This window comes from Stenotrophomonas sp. Y-13 (assembly GCF_046267925.1).
Taxonomy (GTDB): Bacteria; Pseudomonadota; Gammaproteobacteria; order Xanthomonadales; family Xanthomonadaceae; genus Stenotrophomonas; species Stenotrophomonas acidaminiphila_A.
The window spans coordinates 1,416,916-1,443,891 of the sequence record NZ_CP176501.1 but is presented as its reverse complement, the minus strand read 5'-3'; the positions used below and the strand labels follow the sequence as shown (position 1 = coordinate 1,443,891).

Here is a 26,976-nt window from a genome sequence, read left to right as displayed (position 1 = left end):
GCTCCTGCAAAACCGGCATTCCCGCCATCCAGGGCGGTCTGGGGTGCGCCATGAAAGAACGGCAGGACAGCCGTTATTCACGGCGAAGCCGCCCGCAGGGTGGCGCACAGGGATGTGCGCCATGAAAGACGATCACGCCCTGCCCTCGCTCAACGCCTTGCGCGCCTTCGAGGCCGCTGCCCGGCTGCGCAGCGTCAGCCTTGCCGCCGACGAACTGCACGTGACCCATGGCGCGGTCAGCCGCCAGGTGCGGGCCCTGGAGGAGGAACTGGGAGTGGCGCTGATCGAACGCGACGGCCGCGGCATCCGCCCCACCGCCGCCGGCAGGCGCCTGCAGGAAGCCACCTCCGGGGCGTTCTCGCAGCTGCGCGACTGCGTGGCCGCACTGCGCCGTGGCAAACGCAACGACGCCTTCGTGCTCGGCTGCCCGGGCAGCGTGCTGGCGCGCTGGATGATCCCGCGCCTGCAGCAGCTGCAGCGCGACCTGCCGGGCCTGACCCTGCACCTGGCCGCGCAGGACGGCGATTTCGCGCCACGGCTGGCCGGACTGGATGCCGCCCTGCTGCTCGGCCAGGCGCCGTGGCCGGCCGGGTGGAGCGTGCATGGCCTGGGCAGCGAGCGCATCGGCCCGGTGTTCAGCCCGTCCATGCATGGCGCGCAGCGGCTCGTGCACCAGCCGCCGGAGGCGCTGCTCGAGCACGCGCTGCTGCACACCCGTTCGCGGCCCCAGGCCTGGCCCACCTGGGCCACGCTCAACGACTTGGACCCTGCGGCGCTGCGCCAGGGCACTGGCTTCGAACACCTGTACTACCTGCTTGAAGCGGCGGTCGCCGGACTCGGCATCGCCATCGCCCCCGAGCCGCTGGTGGCCGACGACCTGGTCAATGGCCGCCTGGTCGCGCCGTGGGGGTTCGTCGACACCGAGGGACAGTGGGCGCTGTGCACTGCCGGCGGCGACCGGCACCCGCGGGTCGACGCGCTGGCGGACTGGCTGCGGCGGCAACTGGCCGCGTAGGCGGGCACCGCGCGGGCGCCGCGGCAGGCCCGCGTTTACGCGGGCACGTCGTGCAGGTCCGCGCGGCGCACTTCCTCGACGAAACGGCGCATGCGCTCGCCATCCTTGATGCCCGGCGCCGACTCGATGCCGCTGGAGACATCCACCCCCCACGGCTGCACCGTGGTGATCGCGTCGAACACATTGTCCGGGCGGATGCCGCCGGCCAGCAGGAACGGCCGGTGCAGGCCGGCCGGCACCTGCGACCAGTCGAACGCCACGCCGCTGCCGCCACTGCCGCCCGGCGCGTGGCTGTCCAGCAGGAAACCGGCCGCATGCGGGTGGGACTGCTGCAGCCCGCGCGCGGTGACGGCCTGGGCGCCGCCCATCGCCACCGCCTTCAGGTACGGCATGTTGAAGGCGCGGCAGAAGGTGTCGTCCTCGTCGCCGTGGAACTGCAGCAGGCTGGGCCGCACCGTGCGCATCACCTCGCGCACTTCCTCGCGGCTGTTGTCGCGGAACAGCGCCACCACGTCGACCATCGGCGAGATCGCCTGGCGCATGGCGCGGGCTTCGACCGGCGCCACCCGGCGCGTGCTGCCACGGGCGAACACGAAGCCGATGGCGTCCACGCCCAACTCGCTGGCCAGGCGGATGTCGCCGGCGCGGGTCATGCCACAGAACTTGATGCGGGTGCGGAACTGCGTGCGGGTCATAGCGTCACCTCGGCCGGCAATTGCCACTGGTCAGGATACAGCGGGCCCACGAACACCAGCCCCTGCGGCGGCGCGGTCGGCCCGGCCTGCGTGCGGTCGCGCAGCGCCAACAGCTCGCCGATCCACGATTCGGGCTGCTCGCCGGCACCAACCAGCAGCAGCGAGCCGACGATGTTGCGCACCATGTGGTGCAGGAAGGCGTTGGCCTGCACCTGCACCTCGACCACCTCGCCCTGGCGCACGACCGAGATCGCCTGCAGTTCGCGGCGGGCATGCAGCGCCTGGCACTGCACGCTGCGGAACGAACTGAAGTCGTTCTCGCCCAGCAATGCCTGCGCCGCGCGGTGCATCGCACCGGCGTCCAGCGGGCGCCGCTCCCAGCTCAGCGTCTGCCGGTACAGCGCCGGCCGCACCTGGCGGTTGAGCAGGCGATAGCGGTAGCGCCGCGCACGCGCGGAGAAACGCGCATGGAAATCGTCGGCCACCGGCACGCACCAGCGCACGCACACCGACGGCGGCAACCGCGTGGTCGTGCCCAGCACCCAGCCGCGCGGCGTGCGCGCCACGTCGCTGTCGAAATGCACCACCTGGCATTCGCCGTGCACGCCGGCGTCGGTACGCCCGGCGCAGACCACGCCCACCGGGGCATCGGCCACCGAGGACAGGGCCGCCTGCAGCGTGGCCTGCACGCTGGCGCAGCCGCTCTCACCCAGCTGCTGCCAGCCCTTGAAATCGCTGCCGTCGTATTCCACGCCCAGCGCATAGCGCATCGTCAAACTTCTCCTGTCGCCAGCCGCGGCCGGGGCTGGAATCCCCGGCGGGCGCCTGTTCAATCCGCGTCGCGCTGGGACCACACCGCCAGCTCGTTGCCGCCGGGCTCGATGAACTGGAAACGGCGGCCACCGGGAAAGGTGAATTCGGATCTGCTCAGCCGCCCGCCATGCGCCAGTACCGCCGCCTGCAACGGCGACAACTGGGTGGCGTGCAACACCACCAGGGGCGCACCGGCGGCGCTGGTCACCGGTTCGCCGCGGAAAAAGCCGCCCTGCAGGCCGCCATCGTCGAACGCGGTGTAGTCCGGGCCGTAATCCTCGAAACTCCAGCCGAACACCGCTTCGAAAAAGCGCCGGCTCGCCGCGGGATCGCGCGAGGCGAACTCCACGTAGTCGATGCGCCGCTCATGCTTCACCGCCGCCTGTTGTCCGCTCATCGCAGCCGTCCCAGTAGTTCCATTGCTTCGGCACGCGCCTGCACGTCCTCGCCCGCCGCCACCTCGTTCAGCAGCGTGCGCGCGGTTTCCGCATCGCCCAGGTCCAGATAGGCGATCGCCAGTTCGAGCCGTTCGCGCCCGGCCGGGGCCGGATTGAGCGGCGCCAGGCTGGCCATGTCGGCGGCCGGCCAGGTGTCGGTGTCCTGTGCGGCGGGTTCCGCCGGTGCGCCCTCAGCGCCCGGCACCGGTGCCGCGTCGGGCGACAGCACCGGTGCCTGTCGCGGCGGACGCGATGCGGGGGTGCCAGCGGATGGCCTCGACCAGAACGGCACGGCTTCGGCTTCGGCTTCGGCCTCGGCCTCGGCCTCGAGCTCGACTTCGACAACGGGCGCATGTTCCTGCATGGCAGGCAGGTCCCGGGCCGCGGCCTGCGCCTCCACCGCGGGCATTGCCGCGGCCAGCGCGGACAACTCCATAGCGGCAGCATGGCCGGCGCCCGGCGCCGGCGGCAGCGGTGAAGGCCGGCGCCGGCGCGACAGCCACCAGCCCGCCGCGGCCACTACCAGCAGCAACACCCCCAACCACGCCCATGGCGCCGTACCTGCCGGCTCCTTCTTCCCGACCTCGGCCAGGCGCTGCTGCGCCGCGGCCAGGTTGCTGTCCTTCATCGCGATCAGCGACTGCTGCTGTGCCTGCAGCTTCTCCAGCTCGGCCACGCGCTCGCGCAGTTCCTGCAATTCCGCATCGCGCGTGGCGAGGTCTTCCCTGGCCTGCCGCAGTTGTTCGTTCGCCGCCATGTCGCCCTCGCCACCGGCCTCGAGCCCGGTCGTCGTTCCTGCCGCCTGTTGCGCACCGGCCACTGCCGGCGCGATTTCCAGCCGCGCATCGTTTGCTGCCGCCGGCGCCGGCGCCGTCGCCGGCCTGGCCACGCTGGCCGCCGCACCGGCCAGCGCAGGCTGCGGAATCGGCGCACGCGCCTGGCGCCACTGCGCGACATGCTCGCGCACCAGCACGCGCGCGGCGGCGCTGTCGATGCGTTGCAGCTCGCCGCTTTCCGGCACGCGCAGCACGGCCCCCTGGCGGAGCAGGTTGACGTTGCCGCGGATGAACGCCTCGGGGTTGGCGCGCAGCAGCGCGACCATCGCCTGGTCCAGGGAAACGCCGTTGTCACGGGCCAGCTGGCCGGCGATGCCCGACAGGGTCTGGCCGCTGCGTACCGGCGCCAGGGTGCCATCCGGCGTCGGCGCCTGCGCCACGGGCGCCGGACGCGGCGCAGCGGCCGGGGCGACCGCGGCCGTGGCCGGCGCGGGCTTCGGCGTTGCGGTTGGCATGGGTGCCGATGCCGGCAAAGGTGCCGGCTCGCGCACGATCAGGTTGGACGGGGCCGCCGCCGGCGCCTCGATCACCGGCTCGGCGACCGCGGTGGCGGCCTCCGGCGCGGCGACCAGCGCGGAGTATTCGCGCACCAGCCGCCCCTGCCCCCAGTCGACCTCGATCAGGAAGCTCAGCGCCGGCACCTGTACCGGCGTCGCGCTGGTCACCCGGACCACCGCCCGCCCCTGCGCATCCTGGGCGAACTGGAACTGCAGTTCGCCGACCAGCCCCTCCGGGCGCGACAGGCCGACGCGCTCGAAGGTCGCCGCCGACGCCAGCCCCACCGTGGCGCGCTCCAGCTCGCCCGGGTCGCTGGAGATCACCGGAATCTCGGCCACCAGCGGCTGCCCCGGCCTGGACAGGACGCGGATGTTGCCCAGGCCGAGGGCAAGCGCGGCGCTGCTGTACAGCCCCAGCGCGAGCACCAGCATGCCTTGTATCGAGCGCGTCGCGCCCCTGCCCCTTGGTTTCATGCCGGCAAATATACCGGCACAGCCGGGTTCCGAATACCGCGGGGACGACACCCCGCGCGGCGCGCTGGCGTCCCACGGTCTGCTGCGCAAACCGCGGGCCCCGTCTCTCGCTCCCCCCCCGCCTTCGGCGCGCCCCCTGACGCAGGGAGCTGTGTTCCAGATGCGATCCGAGGGTTGCGGTACAGCGGACCCGGCGTTGTGCCGGCCTGGTCTCTCAGCCGCCGTTGGCGACCAGCTCGGCCAGCTGCACCGCGTTGAGCGCGGCGCCCTTGCGGATGTTGTCGGCCACCACCCACAGGTTCAGCCCACGCGGGTGCGAAAGATCCTCGCGGATACGACCCACGTAGACCGGGTCGGTGCCCGAGGCATGGGTGACCGGGGTCGGGTAACCACCGGCCCGGCGCTCGTCGACCACCTTCACCCCGGGCGCGGCGGCCAGCAGTTCGCGCGCCTGCTCGACGCTGATCTTCCTGCGGGTTTCGATGTTCACCGCCTCGGAGTGGCCATAGAACACCGGCACCCGCACCGCCGTGGGGTTCACCTGGATGCTGTCGTCGCCGAGGATCTTGCGGGTCTCCCACACCAGCTTCATCTCTTCCTTGGTGAAGCCGTTGTCCAGGAACTCGTCGATATGCGGGATCAGGTTGAAGGCGATCTGCACCGGGAACTTGGCCGGCTCGATCTCCTGGAACCCGAGCAGCTGCGCGGTCTGCTTGCCCAGCTCCTCCATGCCGGTCTGGCCGGCGCCGGACACGGACTGGTAGGTGGCCACGTTGATGCGCTCGATGCCGTACTCGCGGTGGATCGGCGCCAGCACCGGCATCAGCTGCATGGTCGAGCAGTTGGGGTTGGCGATGATGCCGCGCGGGCGGTTCTTCGCCGCTTCCGGGTTGACCTCGGACACCACCAGCGGCACGTCGTCGTCGTAGCGGAAGCAGGACGAATTGTCGATGACGACCGCGCCGGCGGCGGCGAACTTCGGCGCGTATTCCCTGGAAATGCCGCCACCGGCGGAGAACAGGGCGATCTCGACGCCGGTCGGATCGAACGTGGCCAGGTCCTGGATGGTGACCTTTCCACCGTTGAACTCGACCTGCTGGCCGGCCGAGCGCTCGGAGGCGAGCAGGCTCAGCGTGCCCACCGGGAAACCGCGCTCGGCGAGGATGGCCAACATGGTCTGGCCGACCGCGCCGGTGGCGCCGACGACGGCTATATGGAAACGACGGGCTTCATTGCTCATGGGGGGTGTACTCGAAAAATGGGGAGGGGGAACACACGTCGAGCCAGGTTCGGGGAACCTCCGGCGACAGCCGCGGAGGCTCCCTATCGTTTGTTGATGTCGATCCTGCCGCCGGCATCGCCCACGCCGGCGGCGCCGGCCAGCAGCCCGGCATTGACCACGTTGGCCGGGCGCCCGGCGTGCGCGCCCAGGCCAAGGCCGGCGAGCAGGTTGTCCAGCGCCCGCTGCACCATCGCCCGGCGCGTGGCCAGCGAGGCGCTGCCGATATGCGGGGTCAGTACGATGTTGCGCAGCGCCAGCAGTTCCGGACGCACGTCGGGCTCGTTCTCGTACACGTCCAGCGCGGCCGCGGCCAGGCGGCCATGGGCCAGCGCGTCGGCCAGCGCGAGCTCGTCGACCAGACCGCCGCGGGCGATGTTCACCAGGGTGGCGGTGGGTTTCATCCTCGCCAGCGCGGCGGCGTCGATGAGGTGGTGGTTCTGCGCGCTGTAGGGCAGCGCCAGCAGCAGGTGGTCGACGCGGCCCAGCAGTTCCTCGAAGCCAACGTAGCGCGCACCGGCCGCCTGCTCCACGTCCGCGGGCAGGCGCGTGCGGTTGTGGTACAGCACCGTCATGCCGAAGCCGTGGTGGCCACGGCGGGCGATGGCCTGGCCGATGCGGCCCATGCCGACGATGCCCAGGGTGCTGCCGTGCAGGTCGGCGCCGAGCATGGTGGTGAACGACCACTGCCCCCAGTGGCCATCGCGCAGCCAGCGGTCGGACTCGACGATGCGCCGCGCCGCGGCCATCAGCAGCGCGAAACCGAGATCGGCGGTGGTCTCGGTGAGCACGTCGGGGGTGTTGGTGGCGATGATGCCGGCCGCGCCCAACGCCGCGATGTCCAGGTTGTTGTAGCCGACGCCGACGTTGGCGATGACCTTCAGCGACCGGGCAGCGGCGATCTCGGCCGCGCCGATGCGCTCGTTGAGCGTGACCAGGGCGCCATCGACCCCGGCCAGGCGCGCGGCCAGCGCCGCACTGTCATGGGCGGTGATGGCCGTCGTGGCGTCCACGTCGCAGTACGCGGCCAGCTGCGCGACGGTGTCGTCGAACAGCGGCTGCGCCACCCAGACGCGGGGCCGCCGCTCAGCCATCGAGGCTGCCGGGGATGCGCGGCGCCATCGTGCCCACGTCGCCGCACTGCGCGCGGTGGCGCAGCGCCTGGTCCATCAGCACCAGCGCCAGCATCGCCTCGGCGATGGGGGTGGCGCGGATGCCGACGCAGGGGTCGTGGCGGCCGGTGGTGACCACGTCCACCGCATTGCCGTGCACGTCCACCGTGGCGCCCGGCAGGCGCAGGCTGGAAGTCGGCTTGAGCACCATCGAGGCGACGATCTGCTGGCCGGTGGCGATGCCGCCGAGGATGCCGCCGGCATGGTTGGACTGGAAGCCGTCCGGCGTGATCAGGTCGCGGTGTTCGGTGCCCTTCTGCGCGGCGCTGGCAAAACCGTCGCCGATCTCCACGCCCTTGACCGCGTTGATGCTCATCAATGCCGCGGCGATCTCACCGTCGAGCTTGCCGTAGATCGGCTCGCCCCAGCCCGGCGGCACGCCGTCGGCGACCACGTTGACCCGCGCGCCGACCGAATCGCCGGACTTGCGCAGCGCGTCCATGTACGCCTCCAGCGCCGGCACCTGGGCGGCGTCGGGCCAGAAGAACGGGTTGTCCTCCACCGCGTTCCAGTCGAAGCCCGTCGGCGTGATCCCGCCCAGCTGCGACAACCAGCCGCGCACGGTCACCCCGTGGCGCTGCAGCAGCCATTTCTTGGCGATCACCCCGGCGGCCACGCGCATGGTGGTCTCGCGCGCCGAGGAGCGGCCGCCGCCGCGCGGGTCGCGGATGCCGTACTTCTGCCAGTAGCTGTAGTCGGCATGGCCCGGGCGGAACTGCGCGGCGATATTGCTGTAGTCCTTGCTGCGCTGGTCGGTGTTGCGGATCAGCAGCGCGATCGGGGTACCGGTGGTGCGGCCTTCATACACCCCGGACAGGATCTCCACCTCGTCGGCCTCGCGCCGCGCCGAGGTGTGCCGGCTCCTGCCGGTGGCGCGGCGCTGCAGGTCGTGGGTGAACTCCTCCGGCGCGATCTCCAGCCCCGGCGGGCAACCATCGATCACGCAGCCGATCGCCGGCCCGTGCGACTCGCCGAAGGTGGTGACCGTCAGCAGCTTGCCGAAGGCGTTGGAACTCATCGCTGCGCCGCCAGCTCGGCGATGCGCGCGTGGTGCGCGCGCAGCTCGGCGGCCTCGACCGCGAAGATGCCCATCTGCCCGACCTTGAACTCGATCCAGGACATGAACACTTCCGGCAGCAGCTTGACCAGGTGCTGCTCCGAATCCCCCACCTCGCAGATCAGCAGGCCGTCCTCGCTCAGGTGGTCCGGGGCGTCGCGCAGGATCTTCAGCACCAGGTCCAGGCCGTCGTCGCCGGCGCGCAGCGCCAGTTCCGGCTCGTGCGCGTACTCGCGCGGCAGCGCATCGGTCTCGTCGTTGGTGACGTAGGGCGGGTTGGTGACGATCAGGTCGTAGACCCGGCCCTGCAGGCCGGCGAACAGGTCACTTTTGACCAGTTCGACGTTGTGCGCGAGCAGGCGCTCCTTGTTCTCGGCCGCCAGCGACAGCGCGGCGTCGTTGATGTCGCTGCCGTCCACCTGCCAGTTCGGGTAATAGTGGCCCATGGCGATGGCGATGCAGCCCGAACCGGTGCACAGGTCCAGCGCGCGGGTGACCTCGCGCCCGGCCAGCCACGGTTCGAAACCATTGAGAATCAGCTCGGCGATCGGCGAGCGCGGCACCAGCGCGCGCGCGTCGCTCTTGAAGCTCAGCCCGGCGAACCACGCCTCGCCGGTCAGGTAGGCGGCGGGCACGCGCTCGGCGATGCGGCGCTCGAACAGCGCCAGCACCTGCTGCTTCTCCTCGGCCAGCAGCCGCGCCTGGCCGTAGGCCGGGCCCAGGTCCGGCGGCAGGTGCAGGGTATGCAGCACCAGGCTGGTGGCCTCGTCCAGCGCATTGTCGTAGCTGTGCCCGAAGGTCAGGCCCGCGGCATTGAAACGGCTGGCGCCGTAGCGGATCAGGTCGATGATCGTGTGGAGTTCGGCGGCCGCCTGGGCTGTCATGGCAATACGGGGGGCAAGAGTGGTCTGCGATTATAGGCGTGCACCCGGTATATTGAGCGCCCGGTTGCAGCCGAAACTGCGGCGATGTCCCGGCATCGGGCCGCAACGCCCCGGCAAGCAGCCGCCAGCGCGCACGGCCACCGCCCCCGCAGACCCGCGCCCCGCCCTGGCGGGGCCGCCACCACCCCTACGGAGAAACGGTCCATGTTCAACCGCAATACCGGCATCGTCCTGGCCATCGCGCTGGCGGCAGGGCTGGGCCTGTTGCTGGCGCAGAAGGTATTCGGCCCGGCCGGCAACGGCGGCCACCAGGCCGGCTCGATCATTTTCTACCCCACGCCACGGCCGCTGCCCGATTTCAGCCTCAGCCAGTCCGACGGTACCCGCCTGATTCCCGGTGAGCTGCGCGGGCACTGGACTCTGGTGTTCCTGGGCTTCACCTCCTGCCCGGACGTGTGCCCGACCACCCTGTCCGAACTGGCCCTGGCGCAGAAGCAGTGGGAGCGCATTCCCGAAAGCCTGCGCCCGCGCGTGGTATTCGTGTCGGTCGATCCCGAGCGCGACACCCCGGCACGGCTGGGCGAATACGCCCATGCCTTCCACAAGGACACCCTGGCCGCCACCGCCGACGTACCGTCGCTGGAGCGCTTCGCCACGCCGCTGGGCCTGGTGTTCCAGAAGGCCCCGGGAAAGAACTACAAGACCAACCCGAACGACTACAGCATGGACCACTCGGCCAGCATCGCGGTGCTCGACCCCGAGGGCCGGCTGGCCGGGCTGATGCGCCCGCCGTTCGACCCGAAGCTGATCGCCAGCGACCTGACCAAGCTCACCGGAACCACCGCACCATGAGTCTGTTGACCACGCTCACCCATGCCCTGCCCCATCGCCTGCTGTCGTCGATGGCGCGCTCGCTGGCCTATTCGCGCAGCCCGCGCGTGTCGCGCTGGCTGATCGACACGGTGACCCGGAAGTTCGACGTCAACCTGGCTGAGGCGGCCGACCCGGACCCGCGCAGCTATCCCAGCTTCAATGCCTTCTTCACCCGCGCGCTGGCCCCCGGCGCGCGCGTGGCCGATGCCGACCCGCGTGCGCTGCTGATGCCGGCCGACGGGCGCATCAGCCAGCTTGGCGCGATCGAGGACGGTCGCATCTTCCAGGCCAAGGGCCAGTCGTTCACCGCCGCCGAACTGCTCGGCGACGCCAGCGCTGCCGAACCCTTCGCCAACGGCCTGTTCGCCACCGTGTACCTGTCGCCGCGCGACTACCACCGCGTGCACATGCCCTGGACCGGCACCCTGCGCGAAACCGTGCACGTGCCCGGGCGCCTGTTCAGCGTCGGCCCGGCCGCGGTGGCCCACGTGCCACGCCTGTTCGCCCGCAACGAGCGGCTGGTGTGCCACTTCGACACCGACTTCGGCCCGATGGTGCAGGTGATGGTCGGCGCGCTGCTGGTCAGCGGCGTGGAAACGGTCTGGAGCGGCGAGGAAATCCCCGCCTACGGCGACCGCATCACCCGCAAGGACTGGCGCGGCAAGGGGATCACGCTGGAACGGTTCGCGGAGATGGCCCGTTTCAACTACGGCTCCACCGTGATCGTGCTGCTGCCGCCGGGCGTGGCGCGGTTCGATCCCGCACTGAAAGCCGAAAGCCCGGTGCGGCTGGGGCAGGCACTGGCACGGTTGACGTAATGGCCTGTTCCGGCGCGGCCACATCGCGACGCGTGGCGACGCGCCCACCCCGCTGGCGCCCTGGCGTCAGTGAGGCGCGGCCCGCTTCAACCATGGCTCCACCGTGATCGTGCTGCCGTCGCCGGGCGTGGCGCGGTTCGATCCCGCGCTGAAAGCCGAAAGCCCGGTGCGGCTGGGGCAGGCGCTGGCGCGGTTGAAGTGACATCTCCCCAGGCGGACGACGCGCCGCCAGCGGAAACCGCCAGCACAATGACGAAACAGGAGCGACTCACGTCGCTCCTGTTTCGTTTCCCATGCAAGTCCATCGCAAACGACTCACCACTCCGGTTCGCGCTCCGGCAGCAGCGCGCGGATCACCGCGCCGTCGGCGCCTGCGGCCAGCTTCTCGGCCTCGGCGATGGGAATGTCCACGTCGATCAGCCAGCCCTCCTCGTCGGCCTGCTCGCTGCGGATGACCTCGAGCTGGTGCAGCCGCGAGCGCAGCCGGCCAGCGCCCGGCGGCAGGCGCACGCGGCCGGTGACGTGCTGCAGGCCCAGGCGCTTGCCCAGCACCGACTGCAACAGCTCCAGGCCGCGGCCGTCGCGCGCGGAGATCCACACCCGCTCACGGCGCGCCTCGTCCGGCACGCCGTCCTGCGCGTCGTGGCGCACCTCGGCACCCTCGATGCGGTCGATCTTGTTGAACACCAGCAGTTGCGGCAGCTCACCCGCGCCCACCGCCTCCAGCACTTCGTCCACCTGGGCGATGCGTTCCTCGCGCAGCGGATCGGCGGCGTCCACCAGATGCAGCAGGAAATCGGCCTCGCGTGCTTCACTCAGGGTCGAGCGGAACGCCGCCACGAGTTCGTGCGGCAGGTCGCGGACGAACCCCACGGTGTCGGCCAGCATCGCGTTGCCGCCGGGCAGCGCGATACGCCGCACGGTCGGGTCGAGCGTGGCGAACAGCTGGTCGGCGGCGTAGGCGCCGGCACCGGTCAGCGCATTGAACAGGGTCGACTTGCCGGCATTGGTGTAGCCCACCAGGGCCACGCGCGGCATTTCGCTGCGCACGCGTGCGCGGCGCATCTGGGTGCGCTGCACCTCGACTTTTTCAAGGCGCTTCTGCAACTGCTCCACCCGCTTCTGCAGCAGGCGGCGGTCGGTTTCCAGCTGGGTTTCGCCGGGGCCGCGCAGGCCGATGGAACCGCCGCGCTGGCGCTCCAGGTGGGTCCAGCCGCGCACCAGGCGCGTGGCCAGGTGGCGCAGCTGCGCCAGTTCCACCTGCAGCTTGCCTTCGTGGCTGTGCGCGCGCTGGGCGAAAATGTCCAGGATCAGCCCGGTGCGGTCGATCACGCGCCGCTCCAGGAACCGCTCCAGGTTGCGTTCCTGCACCGGGGTCAAGGCATGGTTGACCAGCACCAGGTCGGCACCGGTGGCGTCGGCCATGGCCTTGACCTCGTCCAGCTTGCCGCTGCCGATCAGGGTGGAGGGATTGGGGCGGTCGATGCGCGCGGTCACGGTGGCCGCGATACTGGCACCGGCCGAGCGGGCCAGGTCGGTGAACTCTTCCAGCACATCCTCTTCCAGCCGCCCTGCGTGCGGCTGGATCAACAGCGCGTGTTCGCCTCGTTTGGAGCGGTCAAACACGCGCCACGTCCTGCTTATTCGTTGTCGTCATCGCCTGCCTGACTGCTGTCGGCCGATTGCACGTAGCCGCCGCCCGGCCCCACGCGCACGTTGCGCGCCGGCACCACGGTGGAAATGGCGTGCTTGTAGACCATCTGGCTGACCGTATTGCGCAGCAGCACCACGAACTGGTCGAACGACTCGATCGTGCCCTGCAGCTTGATGCCATTGACCAGGTAGACCGAAACCGGCACGCGCTCGCGGCGCAGTGCGTTCAGGAACGGGTCCTGCAAGGATTGCCCCTTGGACATCTTCAACTCCTCATTATTGTTCTTATCGACCCGGGCCATGCGGCTTCCCCTGCCTGCCCGGAACCGGGATGTTACACCGCCCGGCGCGCTTCATCGCCCCAAAAACAGGGAAACCGCGCCCTGCAGGCGGCCGTCGTCGGTGGCCGGATCGAACCAGCGCGCATCCAGTTCGCCGCGCAGCCAGGTCAGCTGGCGCTTGGCCAGCTGGCGGGTGGCGAAGATCGCCTTGTCGCGGAAGCCGGCGGCCGTGTCCTGCCCGTCCAGGAACTGCCAGGCCTGGCGGTAACCCACCGCGCGGATCGCCGGCAGGTCGAACGGCGCCGCCACCCCGGCCATCTGCGGCAACGCGCGCAGGCGCCGCACCTCGTCGAGGAAACCGGCCGCGAGCATCAGGTCGAAGCGGCGCTCGATGCGGGCGTGCAGCAGCGCACGCTCGGCCGGTGCCAGCACCAGCTTGAGCACGCGCGCCGGCAGCCGGGCCACACCGGGCTGTGCCTGCCAGTGGCTGATCGGCTTGCCGGTGAGCCGGTACACCTCCAGCGCACGCTGGATGCGCTGCGGGTCGGTCGCGTGGATGCGCCGGGCCGCGGCCGGATCGACCCGGGCCAGCTGCGCATGCAGCGCCGGCCAGCCCAGGGCGTCGGCGTCGGCGGCGATCTGCGCGCGCAGCGCCGGGTCGGCTTCGGGCATCGGCGACAACCCCTGCAGCAGCGCCCGGAAGTACAGCCCGGTGCCGCCGGCCAGGATCGGCAGCCGGCCGCGCGCGACGATGTCGCGTACCGCGGCGGCGGCATCGGCGGCGAACTCGGCCGCCGAGTAGCTCTGCCAGGGGTCGCGCAGGTCCAGCAGGTGATGGGGAATGCCGGCACGCTCGGCCTGGTCGGGCTTGGCCGCGCCGATCTCCAGGCCGCGGTACACCAGCGCCGAATCGACGCTGACGATCTCGCCACCGTGGCGCCGGGCCAGTTCGATCGCCGCGGCGGTCTTGCCCGACGCGGTGGGGCCCATCAGCGCGATCGCCAGCGGCCGCGTGTCGACCGCCATCAGTCCTCGTCCGGCCAGCGCGGCGGCGGCGCACGCTCGCTGCGCCCGGCCGGTACCGCATCGAGCGCGGCCAGTACCTTGAGCGCGTCGACCGTGGCCGCGACATCGTGCACGCGCACGAGGCGCGCACCGCGCTGCACCGCCAGCAGGTGCGCGGCGACCGAGCCGGCCACGCGTTCGGCGGCGACGGCGCGGCCGGTGACGTCGCCGATGCAGCGCTTGCGCGACAGCCCGGCCAGCAACGGCACGCCCAGCGCCAGAAGTTTTTCCTGCGCGGCCAGCAGTGCGAAATTCTGCGTGGTGTCCTTGTTGAAGCCGTACCCGGGATCAACCACCAGCCGGTTGCGGGCGATGCCGGCCATCTCCGCGGCGAACAGCCGCTCGGCCAGGAAACGCTGCACGTCGCCGGCGACATCGTCGCTGGCCCATGCCACCCCGGCATCGTACGGGCCGCCCACCGCATGCATCAGCACCACCGCCGCGCCCGCGTCGGCCACCGCTTCCAGCGCGCCCGGCTGGCGCAGCGCCTGCACGTCGTTGACCATGCCGGCGCCGGCCGCCAGCGCCGCGCGCATCACGTCGGGCTTGAAGGTATCGACGCTGACCGGCACGGGCGTGCGCGCCACCAGTGCCTCGATCACCGGCACCACGCGCTCGATCTCCTGCTGCGCCGACACCTGTTCGGCGCCGGGCCGGGTGGACTCGCCGCCGATGTCGAGGACATCCGCGCCCTGCTCGACCAGCGCCAGCGCGTGGGCGACGGCCGCCTCGGCACTGAAATGCCGGCCGCCGTCGGAGAACGAATCCGGGGTGACGTTGACAATGCCCATCACCCGCGGACGGTCCAGCCGCAGCGGCCGCCCGGCACAATCCAGCACAGGTGCGATATCGAACATCAGCGCCGGCTCCTGGCCCGGACCACGCTGCCGAGCACGCTGAGCGCCACGCCCAGCACGATGCCGATGAAGATGCCCGCCAGGTAATGGCCGGTCTTCACCCCGAAGGCGACGCCGGCCACGGTGGCGATCACCATTTCCGGGATGTGGGTGGACGTCTTGGGAGAAGGTTCGTTCATGCTGCGAAGGGTAGCGGAGGATGGGAGGAAAATACCCCGGTCGTCATCCGACCGGCCGTGGCAGCGACCGATGCGCCCCCAGGGCGGGGGGCCGCGGTACACCCGCGCCAGGCCGGGCATAAAAGCAACGGGCCGGGAAAACCCGGCCCGTCGTGCGTGCATGGCAACGGCGGTGGCTCAGTGCTGGCCGGCCGGGTCGGTGATCGGCGCCACCGGGCGCTCGTCGCCGCCCTTGTCGCCGTCGGACGGGTCGCTCTTGCCCTTGTCCACCCAGCCGGCCGGCGGCGAAGGCTTGCGGCCTTCCATGATCGCCTTGACCTGCTCGGCGTCGATGGTTTCCCAGTCCAGCAGCGCCGCGGTCATCGCTTCGACGATGTCGCGCTTCTCTTCCAGGATGCGGCGCGCCACGTTGTACTGCTCGTCGAGGATGCGGCGGATTTCCGCGTCCACCTTCTGCTGGGTGGCCTCGGAAATGGTCTTGCTGTGCATGCCGTAGCCGGCTTCCTCGTCGGCATAGACCATGGTGCCGAGCACGTCGGACATGCCGTACTTGGTGACCATGCCACGGGCCAGCTTGGTGGCGCGCTCGAAGTCGTTGGAGGCGCCGGTGGACATCTCGCCGACGAAGATCTCCTCGGCGATGCGGCCGCCGAACAGGATCGCCAGCTCTTCCAGCATGCGGTCCTTGTACTTGCTGATGTGGTCGTGCTCGGGCAGCTGCCAGGTCACGCCCAGCGCCCAGCCGCGCGGCATGATGGTGACCTTGTGCACCGGGTCGGCCTTGGGCAGCGACATGGCGACCACCGCGTGGCCCGACTCGTGGTAGGCGGTGTTGCGGCGCTCGTCCTCGCGCATGACCATGCTGCGGCGCTCCGGACCCATGTAGATCTTGTCCTTGGCGTCCTCGAAGTCCTGCATGCTCACTTCCTGCTTGCCGCGGCGCGCGGCGAACAGGGCGCCCTCGTTGACCAGGTTGGCCAGGTCGGCGCCGGAGAAGCCCGGGGTGCCGCGCGCCAGCACTTCCGGCTTGACGTCGTCGGCGGCCGGCACCTTGCGCAGGTGCACGCGCAGGATCTGCTCGCGGCCCTTGATGTCGGGCAGGCCGACCATGACCTGGCGGTCGAAGCGGCCCGGGCGCAGCAGCGCTTTGTCGAGCACGTCCGGGCGGTTGGTGGCGGCGATCACGATCACGCCCTCGCCGCCCTCGAAGCCGTCCATCTCGACCAGCATCTGGTTCAGGGTCTGCTCGCGCTCGTCATGGCCACCGCCCATGCCGGAGCCACGATGGCGGCCGACCGCGTCGATCTCGTCGATGAAGATGATGCACGGGGCATGCTTCTTGGCCTGCTCGAACATGTCGCGCACGCGGCTGGCGCCGACGCCGACGAACATCTCGACGAAGTCCGAGCCGGAAATGCTGAAGAACGGCACCTTGGCCTCGCCGGCGATGGCGCGCGCCAGCAGGGTCTTGCCGGTGCCGGGCGGGCCGACCATCAGCACGCCGCGCGGGATCTTGCCGCCGAGTTTGGTGAACTTGGACGGGTCACGCAGGAAGTCGACCAGTTCGCCGACCTCTTCCTTGGCCTCGTCGCAACCGGCCACGTCGGCGAAGGTCACCTTGATCTGGTCCTCGCCCTGCAGCTTGGCGCGCGACTTGCCGAAGGACATCGCGCCCTTGGCGCCGCCGCCACCGCCCTGCATCTGCCGCATCATGAAGATCCAGAAGCCGATCAGCAGCAGCACCGGCAGGAACTGCAGCAGGATCGACCAGAAGCTCGGGCCGCTGGCCGGCTTCATGCGCACGATGTCGACCTTCTTGGTGTAGAGCTGGTCGATCAGCTTCTCGTCGCGCGGCGCGTACAGCGAACCCTCGCTGCCGTCGCTGCGCTTGAAGCGGATGGCATTGGTGGTCAGGGTGGTGTCGTCGGTGAACTCCACCGACTTGATCCGGCCCGCGTCCACTTCCTGCAGGAACTGGGTGTAGTTGCTGGCATCGCTGGCCACGGGCGTGCCGCCGCGCGGGGCGAAGCTCTGGAACACCACCATCAGCACGACGGCGACAACCACCCATAGCAGGAGGTTCTTGGTCAGGTCGTTCATCCTCATCGGCTCCGGTGTTCCTCTAATTTCTGACGCGATTCGTATGGTGTCGAGCTTACTTGATCTGCGTGCGCTTGCCCTGCCCGAGCGCATAGACCTCGGGCGAGCGCTTGCGCGAGGCTTCCGGCTTGCGGATCACGACCTTGTCGTAACGGCGGCGCATTTCCCGCACGTAGTCGTCAAAGCCGACGCCCTGGAACAGCTTGATCAGGAACGCCCCACCCGGCTTGAGATGGTGATCGGCGAAATCCATCGCCAGCTCCGCCAGGTGCATCATCCGCGGCTGGTCCACCGCATCCATGCCACTCTTATTGGGGGCCATATCCGACAGGACAAGGTCTACTGGCTGGCCGCCAAGCATGGCCTCGAACTGGGATAGGACGGTTTCTTCCCTGAAGTCACCATGAAGGAACTCCACGCCGGCCAGCGGCGGCATCTCCAGGATGTCCAGCGCCAGTACGCGGCCGCTGTCGCCCAGCTGTCTCCGCACCTGCTGCGACCAGCCGCCCGGCGCGGCGCCGAGGTCGACCACCACCATGTTCGGCTTCAGCAGCCGGTCGCGCTGGAGCAGCTCCTCCAGCTTGTAGGCGGCGCGCGAGCGCATGCCCTCGGCCTGCGCCTTCTTAACGAAGGGGTCGGAGAAATGCTCCTTCAACCAGCGTTGACTGCTCTTGCTGCGGGACATCGGAATGCGGCCTGTAGGGGTGGTCATGATACCCTGAACCCCCTTGATAACCCGTAATCACTGCATGTCCATCGTTCTCACCCCGGCCCAGAACCGATTCCTGCGCGGCATGGCCCACGATCTGAAAGCACTGCTGCAGATCGGCGGCAAGGGGGTCACCCCCGCCTTCCTGGCGGAACTGGACGAGGTGCTGGAACGCCATGAACTGATCAAGGTGAAGATCGCCGCCGAGGACCGCGAGGCGCGCGAGGCGATGGTCGCCGAGCTGGTCCAGGCCAGCGGCGGCGCGCTGGTCCAGCGCATCGGCCATGTCGCCGTCCTGTACCGCCCGGCCCGGGAAAAGCGCCAGATCGTGCTGCCCCGCGGCTGACCCGCCGAGAAGCCAAGATGCAACTGAGCCGCGAACTGCCCGACTACATCTATGCCCTGCGCTCGGCCGACGGCCGCCAGGCCCGGGTCAACGACCAGACGCTGGCACGCAGCTTCATCCTGTCCCCCGACCGCCTGATCGAAGACTGGGCGGTGAGCGCGGTCGGCCAGCTGAGCGTGGCCGACCTGGCGCCCGCGCTGGAACAGAACCCGGCCGTGTTCATCCTCGGCACGGGCGAGCGCCAGGTGTTTCCGCCGGTGGAGGTCATGGCCGCCTGCCTGACCCGCGGCATCGGCATCGAAGTGATGAACAACGCCTCGGCCGCGCGTACCTTCAACGTGCTGGCCGGCGAAAACCGCCGCGTGGTCGCGGCCTTCATCCTGGAGTGACGCCTGGCGTCACGCGGCCTGGGACTGCTCGCGTACGCACCTTCCTGTTTTCTCATGCGGGGCAAGCCCCGCATCTACAGGCCGGCGTTCAGCGCAATGGCTCGCCCTTGAGCCAGCAGACGAACAACAGCGCCACGACCACGCCCGCATTGCAGGCGACGAAGCGGGCCGGAGCAGCGGCCGGCGGAAAGATCACGAAACCGGCCACCAGCAGCGCGGCCGCACTGGCATAGGCGAGCCATCCCTGCCACGCCAGCGGCCAGCCCCAGCCCCATCCATGCTCCTTGGCGGCGAACCAGTAACGCGATTTGCCCATGCGCTTCTCCATCACCCGGCACCCGACCGACGCAAATATCCCTGACCGCGGCGCGGCCCGGGGCCGCTGGCCGCGGAATCCGCCCTGACACCGGCGGCAGGCGGCGTTTCGGCCGGATGCCGCGCCCTGCGCTGCAACAGCCCGGACAGGAGCGGGCCTGCCCCGGCCAAAGCGTCAACAGTGCGCAGCGCGGCGCCGGCCACGCATCCTGCCACCGCTGACGGCGCGGGTCGAACGCCGCCAGCACGACATGCAACGGAAGCAGGGCGGAACACGGGTGCTTCATGCCGCCGGCCAACGCACCCCGGTTCCTCCGCGTGCCGTCATGGAGCCGCCTGCGGCAACCCGCATTCGGCCGGCTACTTCTGCGGCAGGTACTGCAGCGGATCCACCGGCTTGCCGTTGTAGCGGATCTCGAAGTGCAGCATGTCGCGCGAGGTGCCGGTGCGGCCCATTTCCGCGATCTGGTCGCCGGCCTTGACGTTCTGCCCCTCGTTGACCAGGCGCTTGCGGTTGTGGCCGTAGGCCGACAGCCACTGCTCGTTGTGCTTGATGATGATCAGCTCGCCGTAGCCGACCAGGCCGGCACCGGAATAGACCACCACGCCCGGGCCGGCCGCGCGTACCGGCTGGCCGCTGCTGCCGGCGATGTCGATGCCCTGCTTGGTGGTCTCGCCGGCGACGAAGCGGCCGACCAGCACGCCGTCGGCCGGCCAGCGCCAGCCGATGCCGCTGTTGGCCGGCGCCGGCGTCGCCGCGGGCGGCGGCGCCGATGGCCGCGTGGCAGTCGCACTGCCGCTGCCGGCCGCCGGGCGCGTGGCGGTGGCGCCGCCCGGATACAACCGCAGCGTCTGCCCCGGGTAGATCGCGTTGGGATTGGACAGGCCATTCCACGCCGCCAGGTCGCCCGGGGTGATGTTGTGGATGCGCGCCAGCGCGTACAGCGTGTCGCCCCGGCGCACCACCGCGGTCTGGCCCGGCTTGGGCACGGATGTGCGCGGCGTGGCCGCGGCCCGGGACGCGCTGCTGCCGGAAGGCTTGACCACCGTGGCGGTACCGCAGCCCGCCGCCATCGCCACCAGCAGCAGTACCGCCATGCCGGCGACCGCCCTGGAAGCGCCCTTGATCCCTACCTCTGCATTCATGCGAATTTCGCCCTCCATACCAGCCAGCCCACCAGGCCGGCGACCAGCGCGGTCGCGATCCAGCCCAGCGGTTCGATCCAGCGCCGCAGCGCATCGGCCGCGCGCGCGCCGCCGAAGCGGATCACCGCCGCCAGCACGTATACGCGCTTGCCGCGCCCGACCAGCATGCTCAACACGTACTGTGGCAGCGGCACCCCGACGATACCGGACGCCCAGGTGAACACCTTCATCGGGATCGGCATGAAGCCGCCCAGCACCAGGAAGGTGAACACCGCCCACGGCGATTCGACCATCTTCGCCTGCAGCGTGGCGATGCCCGACTCGATGGCCGGCAGCATGCCCAGCGCGGCGAACAGCGGCTTGATCGCCTCGAACGCATAGTGGCCCAGCGCATAGCCGACCATCGCCCCGACCATCGAGCCGGCCAGGCTCAGGGTGGCGAAGCGCCAGCCCTTGCGCGGCTGCGCCACGCACATCGGCATCAGCATCACTTCCGGCATCACCGGGAAAATGATGGCCTCGATGAAGCTCAGCACGGTCAGGTAGGTGGGCGCGCGCTTGTGGCTGGCCCAGTACAGCGCGCGGTCGTACAGCGGCCCGAATATCTTCATCGTCGCGGGTTTCCCGTGTCAGTCCAGCAGGCCCGAGAGCAACGGCACGAAGCTGACCGGCGCCAGTTCCTCCTGCACGATGCCGTCCGCCTGGCGGGTAAGTTGCAGCAGCACCTGCCCGCCGGGGCCGCCGACCGGCGCCACCAGGCGGCCACCCACGGCCAGCTGTTCGATCAATGCGTCCACCAGCGCCGGTGCCGCGGCGGTGACGACGATGGCGTCGTAGGGGCCGTGCTCGGGCCAGCCGATGCGGCCGTCGTCATGCTTGCTGCGGACGTTCATGCCCAGTTGGCGCAGGCGCTTGCGGGCCTGGCGCAGCAGGTCGCCGATCCGCTCGACGGTGAACACCTCCAGCCCGACCGCGGCCAGGATCGCCGCCTGGTAACCCGAGCCGGTACCCACTTCCAGTACCGTCCTGGGCGCCACCTGCAGCACCGCCTCGGTCATGCGCGCCACCACCCAGGGCTGGGAGATGGTCTGGCCGTGGCCGATCGGCAATGCGGTGTCCTCGTAGGCGCGCGAGGCCAGCGCCTCGTCGATGAACAGGTGCCGCGGCACCACCCGCACCGCGTTGAGCACGCGTTCGTCGCCGATGCCCACCTCGCGCAGGCGATCGACCAGGCGGTCGCGCACCCGCTGCGAGGTCATGCCGCTGCCGACCGCCTCCGGGGACAGGCGCAGGCGTGGCGTCATGCCGGGCGCTCCAGCGTCGCCGACAACCCGCCCACCCAGCTGGCCACCTTTTCCAGCGCCTCGTAGCGGGTCAGGTCGACCTGGATCGGGGTGATCGAGATATGGCCGGTGCGCACCGCATGGAAATCGGTACCGGGGCCGGCATCCTGCTCGGAACCGGCCGGACCTATCCAGTACACGGTATTGCCGCGCGGATCGGTGGCCGGGATGCAGGCCTCGGCGCGGTGGCGGTTGCCCAGCCGGGTGACCTCGAACCCGCGGATCTCGTCCCACGGCAGGTCCGGCACGTTGACATTGAGGATGGTGTCGGCGGGCAGCGGGTCGGCCTTCAGCCGCGCCACGATCTCGATGGCCGCGCGCGCGGCGCTGAGGAAATTCCTCGCCTCGTGGCGCTGGGTCACCAGCGACACCGCCACCGACGGCAGGCCGAGGAAGCGCCCTTCCATCGCCGCGGACACGGTCCCGGAATAGATCACGTCGTCGCCGAGGTTGGCGGCGTTGTTGATGCCCGAGACCACGATGTCCGGCTCGTGTTCCAGCATGCCGGTCAGCGCCAGGTGCACGCAGTCGGTCGGCGTTCCGCTGACCGCGCAGGTGTAGTGGTCGATCCGGCGCAGCCGCACCGGCTGGTCCAGGGTAAGGGAATTGCTGGCGCCGGAGCGGTCGCGGTCCGGCGCCACCACGGTGACCTCGTGGCCGGCATTGCGCAGCTCCTCGGCGAGCATCCTGATGCCGGGGGCGTCCACGCCGTCGTCGTTGCTTACAAGTACGCGCATTGAAGACCTGAATCGCTGAATCCATGACGGCGCTCCCGCAGCCCCGCCGTCTACCGCCATCCCCGCCGGCGTGCTGCACGCCGGCCGGCATGGCCCGATCCGGCATGATACCGGAATGCGCCCACCGCCTTCCCGTGACGCTCTCCCCATTGCCGCAGCCGTTACGCTATGCACATGTCGCACCCAGAAGACGAAGACGACGGCGCCCTGTTCCGCTCGGCGATCGGCGAGGTAACGCCACTGCGCAAGGTGGATGCGCCGGCGATCAGCCGGCCACGGCCGAAGCCGCGCGCGCGCATGGCCGAGCAGGACGAGGCCCAGGCGCTGGGCGAGTTCGCCCGGCTGCTGCATTCCACCGCGCCATTGGAAGCCGGCGACGTGGCCAGCTACCGCCGCGACACCCTGCCGGCGCGCATGTTCCAGCGGCTCAGGCGCGGCCAGTACTCGGTGCAGGACGAACTGGACCTGCACGGCGCCAGCGTCGCCCAGGCCGAGCACCTGCTGCGCGAGTTCCTGCTGGAGGCGCACGCGCACGACCACGGCTGCGTGCGCATCATCCACGGCAAGGGCCTGCAGTCCGATGGCGGCGCGCCGGTACTCAAGAACCTGGTGGACCGTCTGCTGCGCCAGCGCAACGACGTGCTCGCGTTCCACTCCGCGCCGCCGGCGCAGGGCGGCACCGGCGCGGTGCTGGTGCTGCTGGCGCGGCGCTGAGCGGCGCCAGCCCGCCAGCGATCCATCGCGCGCCGGCGGCAGTCGCGGCGCGGCCGCCAGGCGCAATGCGTCCGCCTCCCGCCAGGCGATGCGCCACGGCCCCTTCTCCTTCCGCGGGCGCGCGTAGCGGCTGCGCGCGCGCCGCCCCGCACGCCGGGAGGCGCCACGCGGAGAACCTCCGGCTTACGCGGGGGCGACGGTATCGGCGCGGCTGGCGTCGGCCACGGGTCCCAGTTCATGCAGCACCGCGGTGGCGTAGCACCCTGGCGGCAACGCGAAGGCAAGCTCCAGTACGTCGTCCTGCAGCCAGGCATGGCGCATCAGCGCCGGCCGCAGCCGCAGCGCGCGGCGCTCCTGCTTGAGGCCGGCCTGCTCCAGGCCGGCGCGCAGCGCCAGCGCCTGCTCATCGGCCAGCGCGGCCTGCTCCAGGGCCAGCGCGGCACCGGCGGTGCGCAGCTCACCCGCGCCCCACAACGGCCCGCTGGGGTGGATGTCGAACCGCGCCAGGCGTTCGGCCAGCGCCTCGCTCATCGGCTCGGGACCGAACACCGAACGACTGCCGTCGAGCATCCACACCTCGCCGTCCAGCGCAGCGTCCCAGTTGCCCTGCTCCACCCGCGCGGTGAGCACCCGGTTGAACAGGGCCGAGCGCGCCGCCGACAGCAGCATGGAGCGCTGGTCCTTGCGCACCCGGCGGCCGCCGAACATCGCCAGCGCCGCCGGCACGTTGCCACCATCGCGACCGAAGCGCTGTTCGCCGAACCAGTTGGGCAGGCCGCGCGTGGCGATGGCCTGCAGCCGCTGCTCGATCGCGTCCCGCCCGCCCTGCACCCCGCGCAGCACCAGGGTGAAGCGGTTGCCGGCCAGCGCACCGCGCTGCAGCTTGCGGTTGTGCCAGGTGGAGGCGAGCACATGCACCTCGTCCGATTCCAGCAGCGCCAGGTCCGGCGCGACCCGCCTGGGCAGGTGCACGCTGAAACGCTGCGTGGTCACCGCATGCCGGTCCTTCTGCCCGGCGTAGCTGACGCCCATTTCCGGCACCCCGGCCCACTGCGCCAGCTGCCTGGCCACGGCCACGGTGTTGGCGCCGCGCTTGCGGATGTCCAGCAACAGGTGCTCGCCCTCGCCGCTCGCCTCGAAGGCAGGCAGTTCATCGACCTGGAAGTCCTCGGGCACGCTGCGCATCGACGCGCTCAATACCGGGGCGCCATAGGCAAGGGGAAGATCCATCATGTCGGTCCTGAACAATGGCCCGGCCTGCCCGCCGCGGGCGCGCCGGTGATGGCGGGCCTGCCGGGGCAACCCGTGCGGAGGGCGGCGCTGCTGCCGGCGCAGCGCCGGGCGACGCCCGGTCGCGGCCGGCGACACGCCTGCGGAATGGGAATCATGCGGGAAGCAGCAGCACCACCGCCTGCGCGGCGATGCCTTCCTCGCGGCCGGTAAAACCCAGCTTCTCGCTGGTGGTGGCCTTGATGCTGACCCGGTCCGGCGCCACGCCCAGCAGCTGCGCCACCGTTTCGCGCATCGCAGTCGCATGCGGGCCGACCTTGGGCCGCTCGCAGATCACGGTGATGTCGGTGTTGCCCACCTGCCACCCGCGCGCGCGCAGCAGGCCGTTGCAGTGGCGCACGAAATCACTGCTGTCCGCGCCCTTCCAGCGGTCGTCGCTGGGCGGGAAGTGCTGGCCGATGTCGCCCAGCGCCAGTGCCCCCAGCATGGCGTCGCACAGGGCATGCAGGATCACGTCGCCGTCGCTGTGGGCGAGCACCCCGCAACGGTGCGGCACGCGCACGCCGCCCAGCATGACGTGGTCGCCTTCGCCGAAGGCGTGCACGTCATAGCCCTGGCCGATGCGGATGGGGGGGAAAGCAGAAGGATTCATGGCGTCGGATCAGGTTGTGGTTCAGGCCCGCGCGGGCGGCGCCGGACGGGCGTCAGCCACGCCGCGACAGCTCGAACTCGAAGCGGGCCAGGTCGGCCGGGGTGGTGACCTTGAAGTTGCACTCGTCGCCTTCGACCAGCAGCGGCCGCGCGCCCTGGCGCTCCATGGCCATGGCCTCGTCGGTCACCTCGACACCGGCGCCGGTCGCTTCCAGCAGCGCGCGGGTCAACTGGTGGCGGCGGAACAGCTGCGGCGTGAGCGCGCGCCACAACCGCTCGCGCGGCTCGGTGCGGTCGATGCCGCCATCGTCGCCGGCACGCTTGAGGGTGTCGCGCACCGGGGCAGCGAGGATCGCGCCGACCGGATCGGCGCGCCCCACCTCCAGCAGCCGGCCCAGGTCGGCGGCCGGCAGGTTCGGGCGCGCGGCGTCGTGCACCAGCACGAAGTCGTCGGCACGCACGCTTTCCGGCAGCGCCTGCAACCCGGCCAGCACCGAGGCAGCGCGGGTATCGCCGCCGGTGCAGGTCAGCACCGACTTGCCGGCGAAGTCATTCCAGCCCGGCCAGTCGGCATCGTGCTCGGCGATGGCCACCATCACCCCGGCCACGCCGGGGTGCGCCAGCAGCGCCGCCAGCGTATGCGCGAGCAGCGGTTCGCCGGCGGCGAGCAGGTACTGCTTGGGCACCGGGCCACCGAAGCGGGTGCCGCGACCGGCAGCCGGCACCACCGCCCACACCTGGGTGGTCATGGCACGACCTCCTGGGTGGCGGCGTCGTGCGCGCCGGGCTGGGCCACGCCCGGCCGCGCCACCGGGGCGTCCTCGACCACGCGGTAGAACTTCTCGCCGGGCTTGATCATGCCCAGCTCGCTGCGTGCTCGCTCCTCGATGGCGGCCTCGCCTTCCTTGAGATCCTTGACCTCGGCGGCGAGCGCATCGTTGCGCTGCTGCAGGCCCTCGTTGTCGCGCTTCTGGTTGGCGACCTGGGCCTCGAGCATCATCACCTCGCCCGAATTGCCCGGCCCGAACCAGAAGCGGTACTGCAGCAGCGCCAGCAGTACCGCGAGCACCAGCAGCAGCCAGCGCCAGTCACGCATCGGCGTCAGCGCTTGAGCGAGACGAACGCGTCACGCCCGGCGTAGCGCGCGTTGCCACCGAGGGCTTCCTCGATGCGCAGCAACTGGTTGTACTTGGCCACGCGGTCGCTGCGGCACAGCGAGCCGGTCTTGATCTGGGTGGCGGTGGTGGCCACGGCGATGTCGGCGATGGTGGTGTCCTCGGTTTCGCCGGAGCGGTGCGAGACGATCGCCGCGTAATGCGCCTTGTCAGCCATGGCGATCGCCTCCAGGGTCTCGCTCAGGGTGCCGATCTGGTTGACCTTGATCAGGATGGCGTTGGCGGTGCCCGACTCGATGCCCTCGGCGAAGATCTTCGGGTTGGTGACGAACAGGTCGTCGCCGACCAGCTGCACCTTGCCGCCGATGCGCTGGGTCAGCAGCTTCCAGCCGGCCCAGTCGTTCTCGGCCAGGCCGTCCTCGATGGTGATGATCGGGTACTGCGTGGTCCAGTCGGCCAGGAAATCGACGAACTGCTCGGAGGTCAGGCGCTTGTTCTCGCCGACCAGGTTGTACTTGCCGTTCTCGTAGAACTCGCTGGAAGCCACGTCCAGGCCCAGCAGGATGTCCTCGCCGGCGGTGTAGCCGGCCTTGCCGATGGCTTCCAGGATGGTGTCCAGTGCCTCGACGTTGCTGCGGAAGTCCGGCGCGAAGCCGCCTTCGTCGCCCACTGCCGTGCTCAGGCCGTGGCCCTTGAGCACCGACTTCAGCGCATGGAAGATCTCGGTGCCGGCGCGCAGCGATTCACCGAACGAGGTGAAGCCGACCGGCAGCACCATGAACTCCTGGAAGTCGACGTTGTTGTCGGCGTGCGCGCCGCCGTTGATGATGTTCATCATCGGCACCGGCAGCGACGGCGTGGCGCCGGTCTTGCCGGCCAGGTACTGCCACAGCGCCTGCTTGTTGGAGGCGGCGGCGGCGTGCGCGGCGGCCATGGAAACGCCCAGCAGCGCGTTGGCGCCCAGGCGGCCCTTGTTCTCGGTGCCGTCCAGGTCGATCAGGCGGCGGTCCAGCCCGGCCTGGTCCTGCGCATCGAAATCCTTCAGCGCCGCGGCGATCGGGCCGTTGACGTTGGCCACCGCATCGCGCACGCCCTTGCCCAGGTAGCGGGTCTTGTCGCCATCGCGCAGTTCCACCGCCTCCTTGGTGCCGGTCGAAGCACCCGAGGGCACGGCGGCACGACCGAACGAGCCGTCGGCCAGGGTGACTTCGGCTTCCAGCGTGGGGTTGCCACGGCTGTCGAGGATTTCACGGGCGTGGATCTTGGCGATAGTGGTCATGGTCTGGGGGATGGACT

Annotated in this window: 31 protein-coding genes and 1 pseudogene; 7 read left to right on the top strand and 25 right to left on the bottom strand. The window is 70.5% G+C overall.

Going from position 1 to position 26,976, the window contains the following annotated elements; translation table 11 throughout:
- The first annotated feature begins 121 nt into the window (after positions 1–121).
- Entirely contained in the window at positions 122–1,015 is an 894-nt protein-coding gene (locus ACJ7VY_RS06415; protein WP_104938556.1) for a LysR family transcriptional regulator, read from the top strand.
- Between the two features lie 35 nt (positions 1,016–1,050).
- Here ACJ7VY_RS06415 and ACJ7VY_RS06410 read toward each other — a convergent pair whose 3' ends face one another.
- The 8 genes from ACJ7VY_RS06410 to prmB form a co-directional block, all read right to left on the bottom strand.
- Entirely contained in the window at positions 1,051–1,710 is a 660-nt protein-coding gene (locus ACJ7VY_RS06410) for a phosphoribosylanthranilate isomerase (protein WP_409476595.1), read from the bottom strand.
- Positions 1,707–2,480, bottom strand: a complete 774-nt coding sequence (truA, locus tag ACJ7VY_RS06405; RefSeq protein ID WP_104938555.1) for a tRNA pseudouridine(38-40) synthase TruA — start codon at positions 2,478–2,480, stop codon at positions 1,707–1,709. Before truA ends, ACJ7VY_RS06410 begins: the two co-directional genes overlap by 4 nt.
- A 59-nt stretch (positions 2,481–2,539) precedes the next feature.
- Positions 2,540–2,920, bottom strand: a complete 381-nt coding sequence (locus ACJ7VY_RS06400; RefSeq protein ID WP_293759230.1) for a VOC family protein — start codon at positions 2,918–2,920, stop codon at positions 2,540–2,542.
- Positions 2,917–4,767, bottom strand: a complete 1,851-nt coding sequence (locus ACJ7VY_RS06395) for a FimV/HubP family polar landmark protein (protein WP_409476594.1) — start codon at positions 4,765–4,767, stop codon at positions 2,917–2,919. The genes ACJ7VY_RS06400 and ACJ7VY_RS06395 overlap by 4 nt, the downstream gene beginning before the upstream one ends.
- A gap of 214 nt (positions 4,768–4,981) precedes the next feature.
- Positions 4,982–6,007, bottom strand: a complete 1,026-nt coding sequence (locus ACJ7VY_RS06390) for an aspartate-semialdehyde dehydrogenase (RefSeq protein WP_409476593.1) — start codon at positions 6,005–6,007, stop codon at positions 4,982–4,984.
- Positions 6,008–6,090: 83 nt separating this feature from the next.
- Positions 6,091–7,140, bottom strand: a complete 1,050-nt coding sequence (locus tag ACJ7VY_RS06385) for a 2-hydroxyacid dehydrogenase (protein WP_409476592.1) — start codon at positions 7,138–7,140, stop codon at positions 6,091–6,093.
- Positions 7,133–8,236 carry a chorismate synthase gene (gene aroC, locus ACJ7VY_RS06380; RefSeq protein ID WP_312343796.1) on the bottom strand — a complete coding sequence of 368 codons (1,104 nt, stop codon included), beginning with the start codon at positions 8,234–8,236 and terminating at the stop codon, positions 7,133–7,135. The genes ACJ7VY_RS06385 and aroC overlap by 8 nt, the downstream gene beginning before the upstream one ends.
- Positions 8,233–9,159, bottom strand: a complete 927-nt coding sequence (prmB, locus tag ACJ7VY_RS06375) for a 50S ribosomal protein L3 N(5)-glutamine methyltransferase (RefSeq protein ID WP_104938550.1) — start codon at positions 9,157–9,159, stop codon at positions 8,233–8,235. The genes aroC and prmB overlap by 4 nt, the downstream gene beginning before the upstream one ends.
- A 204-nt stretch (positions 9,160–9,363) precedes the next feature.
- On the opposite strand from prmB, the gene ACJ7VY_RS06370 reads away from it, so the two are divergent.
- The 3 genes and pseudogenes from ACJ7VY_RS06370 to ACJ7VY_RS06360 form a co-directional block, all read left to right on the top strand.
- Entirely contained in the window at positions 9,364–10,011 is a 648-nt protein-coding gene (locus tag ACJ7VY_RS06370) for an SCO family protein (RefSeq protein ID WP_054664799.1), read from the top strand.
- A complete protein-coding gene (gene asd, locus ACJ7VY_RS06365) occupies positions 10,008–10,850 on the top strand; it encodes an archaetidylserine decarboxylase (RefSeq protein WP_409476591.1) in 843 nt (280 codons plus the stop codon). Before ACJ7VY_RS06370 ends, asd begins: the two co-directional genes overlap by 4 nt.
- Positions 10,851–10,929: 79 nt before the next feature.
- Positions 10,930–11,052, top strand: a pseudogene (locus ACJ7VY_RS06360) (phosphatidylserine decarboxylase); the annotation flags it as partial.
- Between the two features lie 113 nt (positions 11,053–11,165).
- On the opposite strand, the gene hflX reads toward ACJ7VY_RS06360, so the two are convergent.
- The 7 genes from hflX to rlmE all read right to left on the bottom strand — a co-directional run bounded on the left by hflX (position 11,166) and on the right by rlmE (position 17,670).
- On the bottom strand, positions 11,166–12,476 hold the full coding sequence (gene hflX / locus ACJ7VY_RS06355) for a ribosome rescue GTPase HflX (RefSeq protein WP_409476590.1): 1,311 nt from the start codon (positions 12,474–12,476) through the stop codon (positions 11,166–11,168).
- A gap of 14 nt (positions 12,477–12,490) precedes the next feature.
- Positions 12,491–12,766: an RNA chaperone Hfq gene (gene hfq / locus ACJ7VY_RS06350; RefSeq protein WP_104940170.1), complete on the bottom strand. Its 276-nt coding sequence runs from the start codon at positions 12,764–12,766 to the stop codon at positions 12,491–12,493.
- Positions 12,767–12,856: 90 nt separating this feature from the next.
- Positions 12,857–13,810 (bottom strand): tRNA (adenosine(37)-N6)-dimethylallyltransferase MiaA, encoded by a 954-nt coding sequence (miaA, locus tag ACJ7VY_RS06345; RefSeq protein WP_409476589.1) that lies wholly within the window; start codon positions 13,808–13,810, stop codon positions 12,857–12,859.
- Positions 13,810–14,706, bottom strand: coding sequence for a dihydropteroate synthase (gene folP / locus ACJ7VY_RS06340; RefSeq protein ID WP_409476588.1), 897 nt, complete (start codon positions 14,704–14,706; stop codon positions 13,810–13,812). Before folP ends, miaA begins: the two co-directional genes overlap by 1 nt.
- Positions 14,706–14,885 (bottom strand): hypothetical protein, encoded by a 180-nt coding sequence (locus ACJ7VY_RS06335; protein ID WP_240211457.1) that lies wholly within the window; start codon positions 14,883–14,885, stop codon positions 14,706–14,708. The genes folP and ACJ7VY_RS06335 overlap by 1 nt, the downstream gene beginning before the upstream one ends.
- A 177-nt stretch (positions 14,886–15,062) precedes the next feature.
- Complete coding sequence (gene ftsH / locus ACJ7VY_RS06330) at positions 15,063–16,985, bottom strand: ATP-dependent zinc metalloprotease FtsH (RefSeq protein ID WP_104938545.1); 1,923 nt, start codon at positions 16,983–16,985, stop codon at positions 15,063–15,065.
- Between the two features lie 55 nt (positions 16,986–17,040).
- Positions 17,041–17,670: a 23S rRNA (uridine(2552)-2'-O)-methyltransferase RlmE gene (rlmE, locus tag ACJ7VY_RS06325; protein WP_380609894.1), complete on the bottom strand. Its 630-nt coding sequence runs from the start codon at positions 17,668–17,670 to the stop codon at positions 17,041–17,043.
- Positions 17,671–17,734: 64 nt separating this feature from the next.
- Between rlmE and yhbY the strand changes: the two genes are divergently transcribed.
- The gene (gene yhbY / locus ACJ7VY_RS06320; protein ID WP_056932407.1) at positions 17,735–18,040 is read left to right on the top strand and encodes a ribosome assembly RNA-binding protein YhbY; all 306 of its coding nucleotides are present in this window, start codon (positions 17,735–17,737) and stop codon (positions 18,038–18,040) included.
- Between the two features lie 17 nt (positions 18,041–18,057).
- Positions 18,058–18,429, top strand: coding sequence for an Mth938-like domain-containing protein (locus tag ACJ7VY_RS06315; protein ID WP_104938544.1), 372 nt, complete (start codon positions 18,058–18,060; stop codon positions 18,427–18,429).
- Positions 18,430–18,517: 88 nt separating this feature from the next.
- Here ACJ7VY_RS06315 and ACJ7VY_RS06310 read toward each other — a convergent pair whose 3' ends face one another.
- The 5 genes from ACJ7VY_RS06310 to surE all read right to left on the bottom strand — a co-directional run bounded on the left by ACJ7VY_RS06310 (position 18,518) and on the right by surE (position 21,970).
- On the bottom strand, positions 18,518–18,745 hold the full coding sequence (locus tag ACJ7VY_RS06310; protein ID WP_104938543.1) for a hypothetical protein: 228 nt from the start codon (positions 18,743–18,745) through the stop codon (positions 18,518–18,520).
- Between the two features lie 359 nt (positions 18,746–19,104).
- On the bottom strand, positions 19,105–19,908 hold the full coding sequence (locus ACJ7VY_RS06305) for a peptidoglycan DD-metalloendopeptidase family protein (RefSeq protein WP_409476587.1): 804 nt from the start codon (positions 19,906–19,908) through the stop codon (positions 19,105–19,107).
- The gene (locus ACJ7VY_RS06300; RefSeq protein ID WP_104938541.1) at positions 19,887–20,501 is read right to left on the bottom strand and encodes a YqaA family protein; all 615 of its coding nucleotides are present in this window, start codon (positions 20,499–20,501) and stop codon (positions 19,887–19,889) included. The genes ACJ7VY_RS06305 and ACJ7VY_RS06300 overlap by 22 nt, the downstream gene beginning before the upstream one ends.
- An 18-nt stretch (positions 20,502–20,519) precedes the next feature.
- Entirely contained in the window at positions 20,520–21,194 is a 675-nt protein-coding gene (locus ACJ7VY_RS06295) for a protein-L-isoaspartate(D-aspartate) O-methyltransferase (protein WP_240211460.1), read from the bottom strand.
- Positions 21,191–21,970 carry a 5'/3'-nucleotidase SurE gene (gene surE / locus ACJ7VY_RS06290; RefSeq protein WP_104938539.1) on the bottom strand — a complete coding sequence of 260 codons (780 nt, stop codon included), beginning with the start codon at positions 21,968–21,970 and terminating at the stop codon, positions 21,191–21,193. The genes ACJ7VY_RS06295 and surE overlap by 4 nt, the downstream gene beginning before the upstream one ends.
- 174 nt (positions 21,971–22,144) lie before the next feature.
- Here surE and ACJ7VY_RS06285 point away from each other — a divergent pair, with 174 nt between their 5' ends.
- Entirely contained in the window at positions 22,145–22,684 is a 540-nt protein-coding gene (locus ACJ7VY_RS06285) for a Smr/MutS family protein (protein ID WP_409476586.1), read from the top strand.
- 183 nt (positions 22,685–22,867) lie between these two features.
- Here ACJ7VY_RS06285 and truD read toward each other — a convergent pair whose 3' ends face one another.
- The 5 genes from truD to eno form a co-directional block, all read right to left on the bottom strand.
- Positions 22,868–23,917 (bottom strand): tRNA pseudouridine(13) synthase TruD, encoded by a 1,050-nt coding sequence (gene truD, locus ACJ7VY_RS06280; protein WP_409476585.1) that lies wholly within the window; start codon positions 23,915–23,917, stop codon positions 22,868–22,870.
- 151 nt (positions 23,918–24,068) lie between these two features.
- Positions 24,069–24,566, bottom strand: coding sequence for a 2-C-methyl-D-erythritol 2,4-cyclodiphosphate synthase (gene ispF, locus ACJ7VY_RS06275; RefSeq protein WP_240211463.1), 498 nt, complete (start codon positions 24,564–24,566; stop codon positions 24,069–24,071).
- 52 nt (positions 24,567–24,618) lie between these two features.
- On the bottom strand, positions 24,619–25,314 hold the full coding sequence (gene ispD, locus ACJ7VY_RS06270) for a 2-C-methyl-D-erythritol 4-phosphate cytidylyltransferase (RefSeq protein WP_409476584.1): 696 nt from the start codon (positions 25,312–25,314) through the stop codon (positions 24,619–24,621).
- Positions 25,311–25,661, bottom strand: coding sequence for a cell division protein FtsB (gene ftsB / locus ACJ7VY_RS06265; RefSeq protein ID WP_104938534.1), 351 nt, complete (start codon positions 25,659–25,661; stop codon positions 25,311–25,313). Before ftsB ends, ispD begins: the two co-directional genes overlap by 4 nt.
- A gap of 5 nt (positions 25,662–25,666) precedes the next feature.
- Positions 25,667–26,959, bottom strand: a complete 1,293-nt coding sequence (gene eno / locus ACJ7VY_RS06260) for a phosphopyruvate hydratase (RefSeq protein WP_161613163.1) — start codon at positions 26,957–26,959, stop codon at positions 25,667–25,669.
- Positions 26,960–26,976 lie beyond the last annotated feature (17 nt).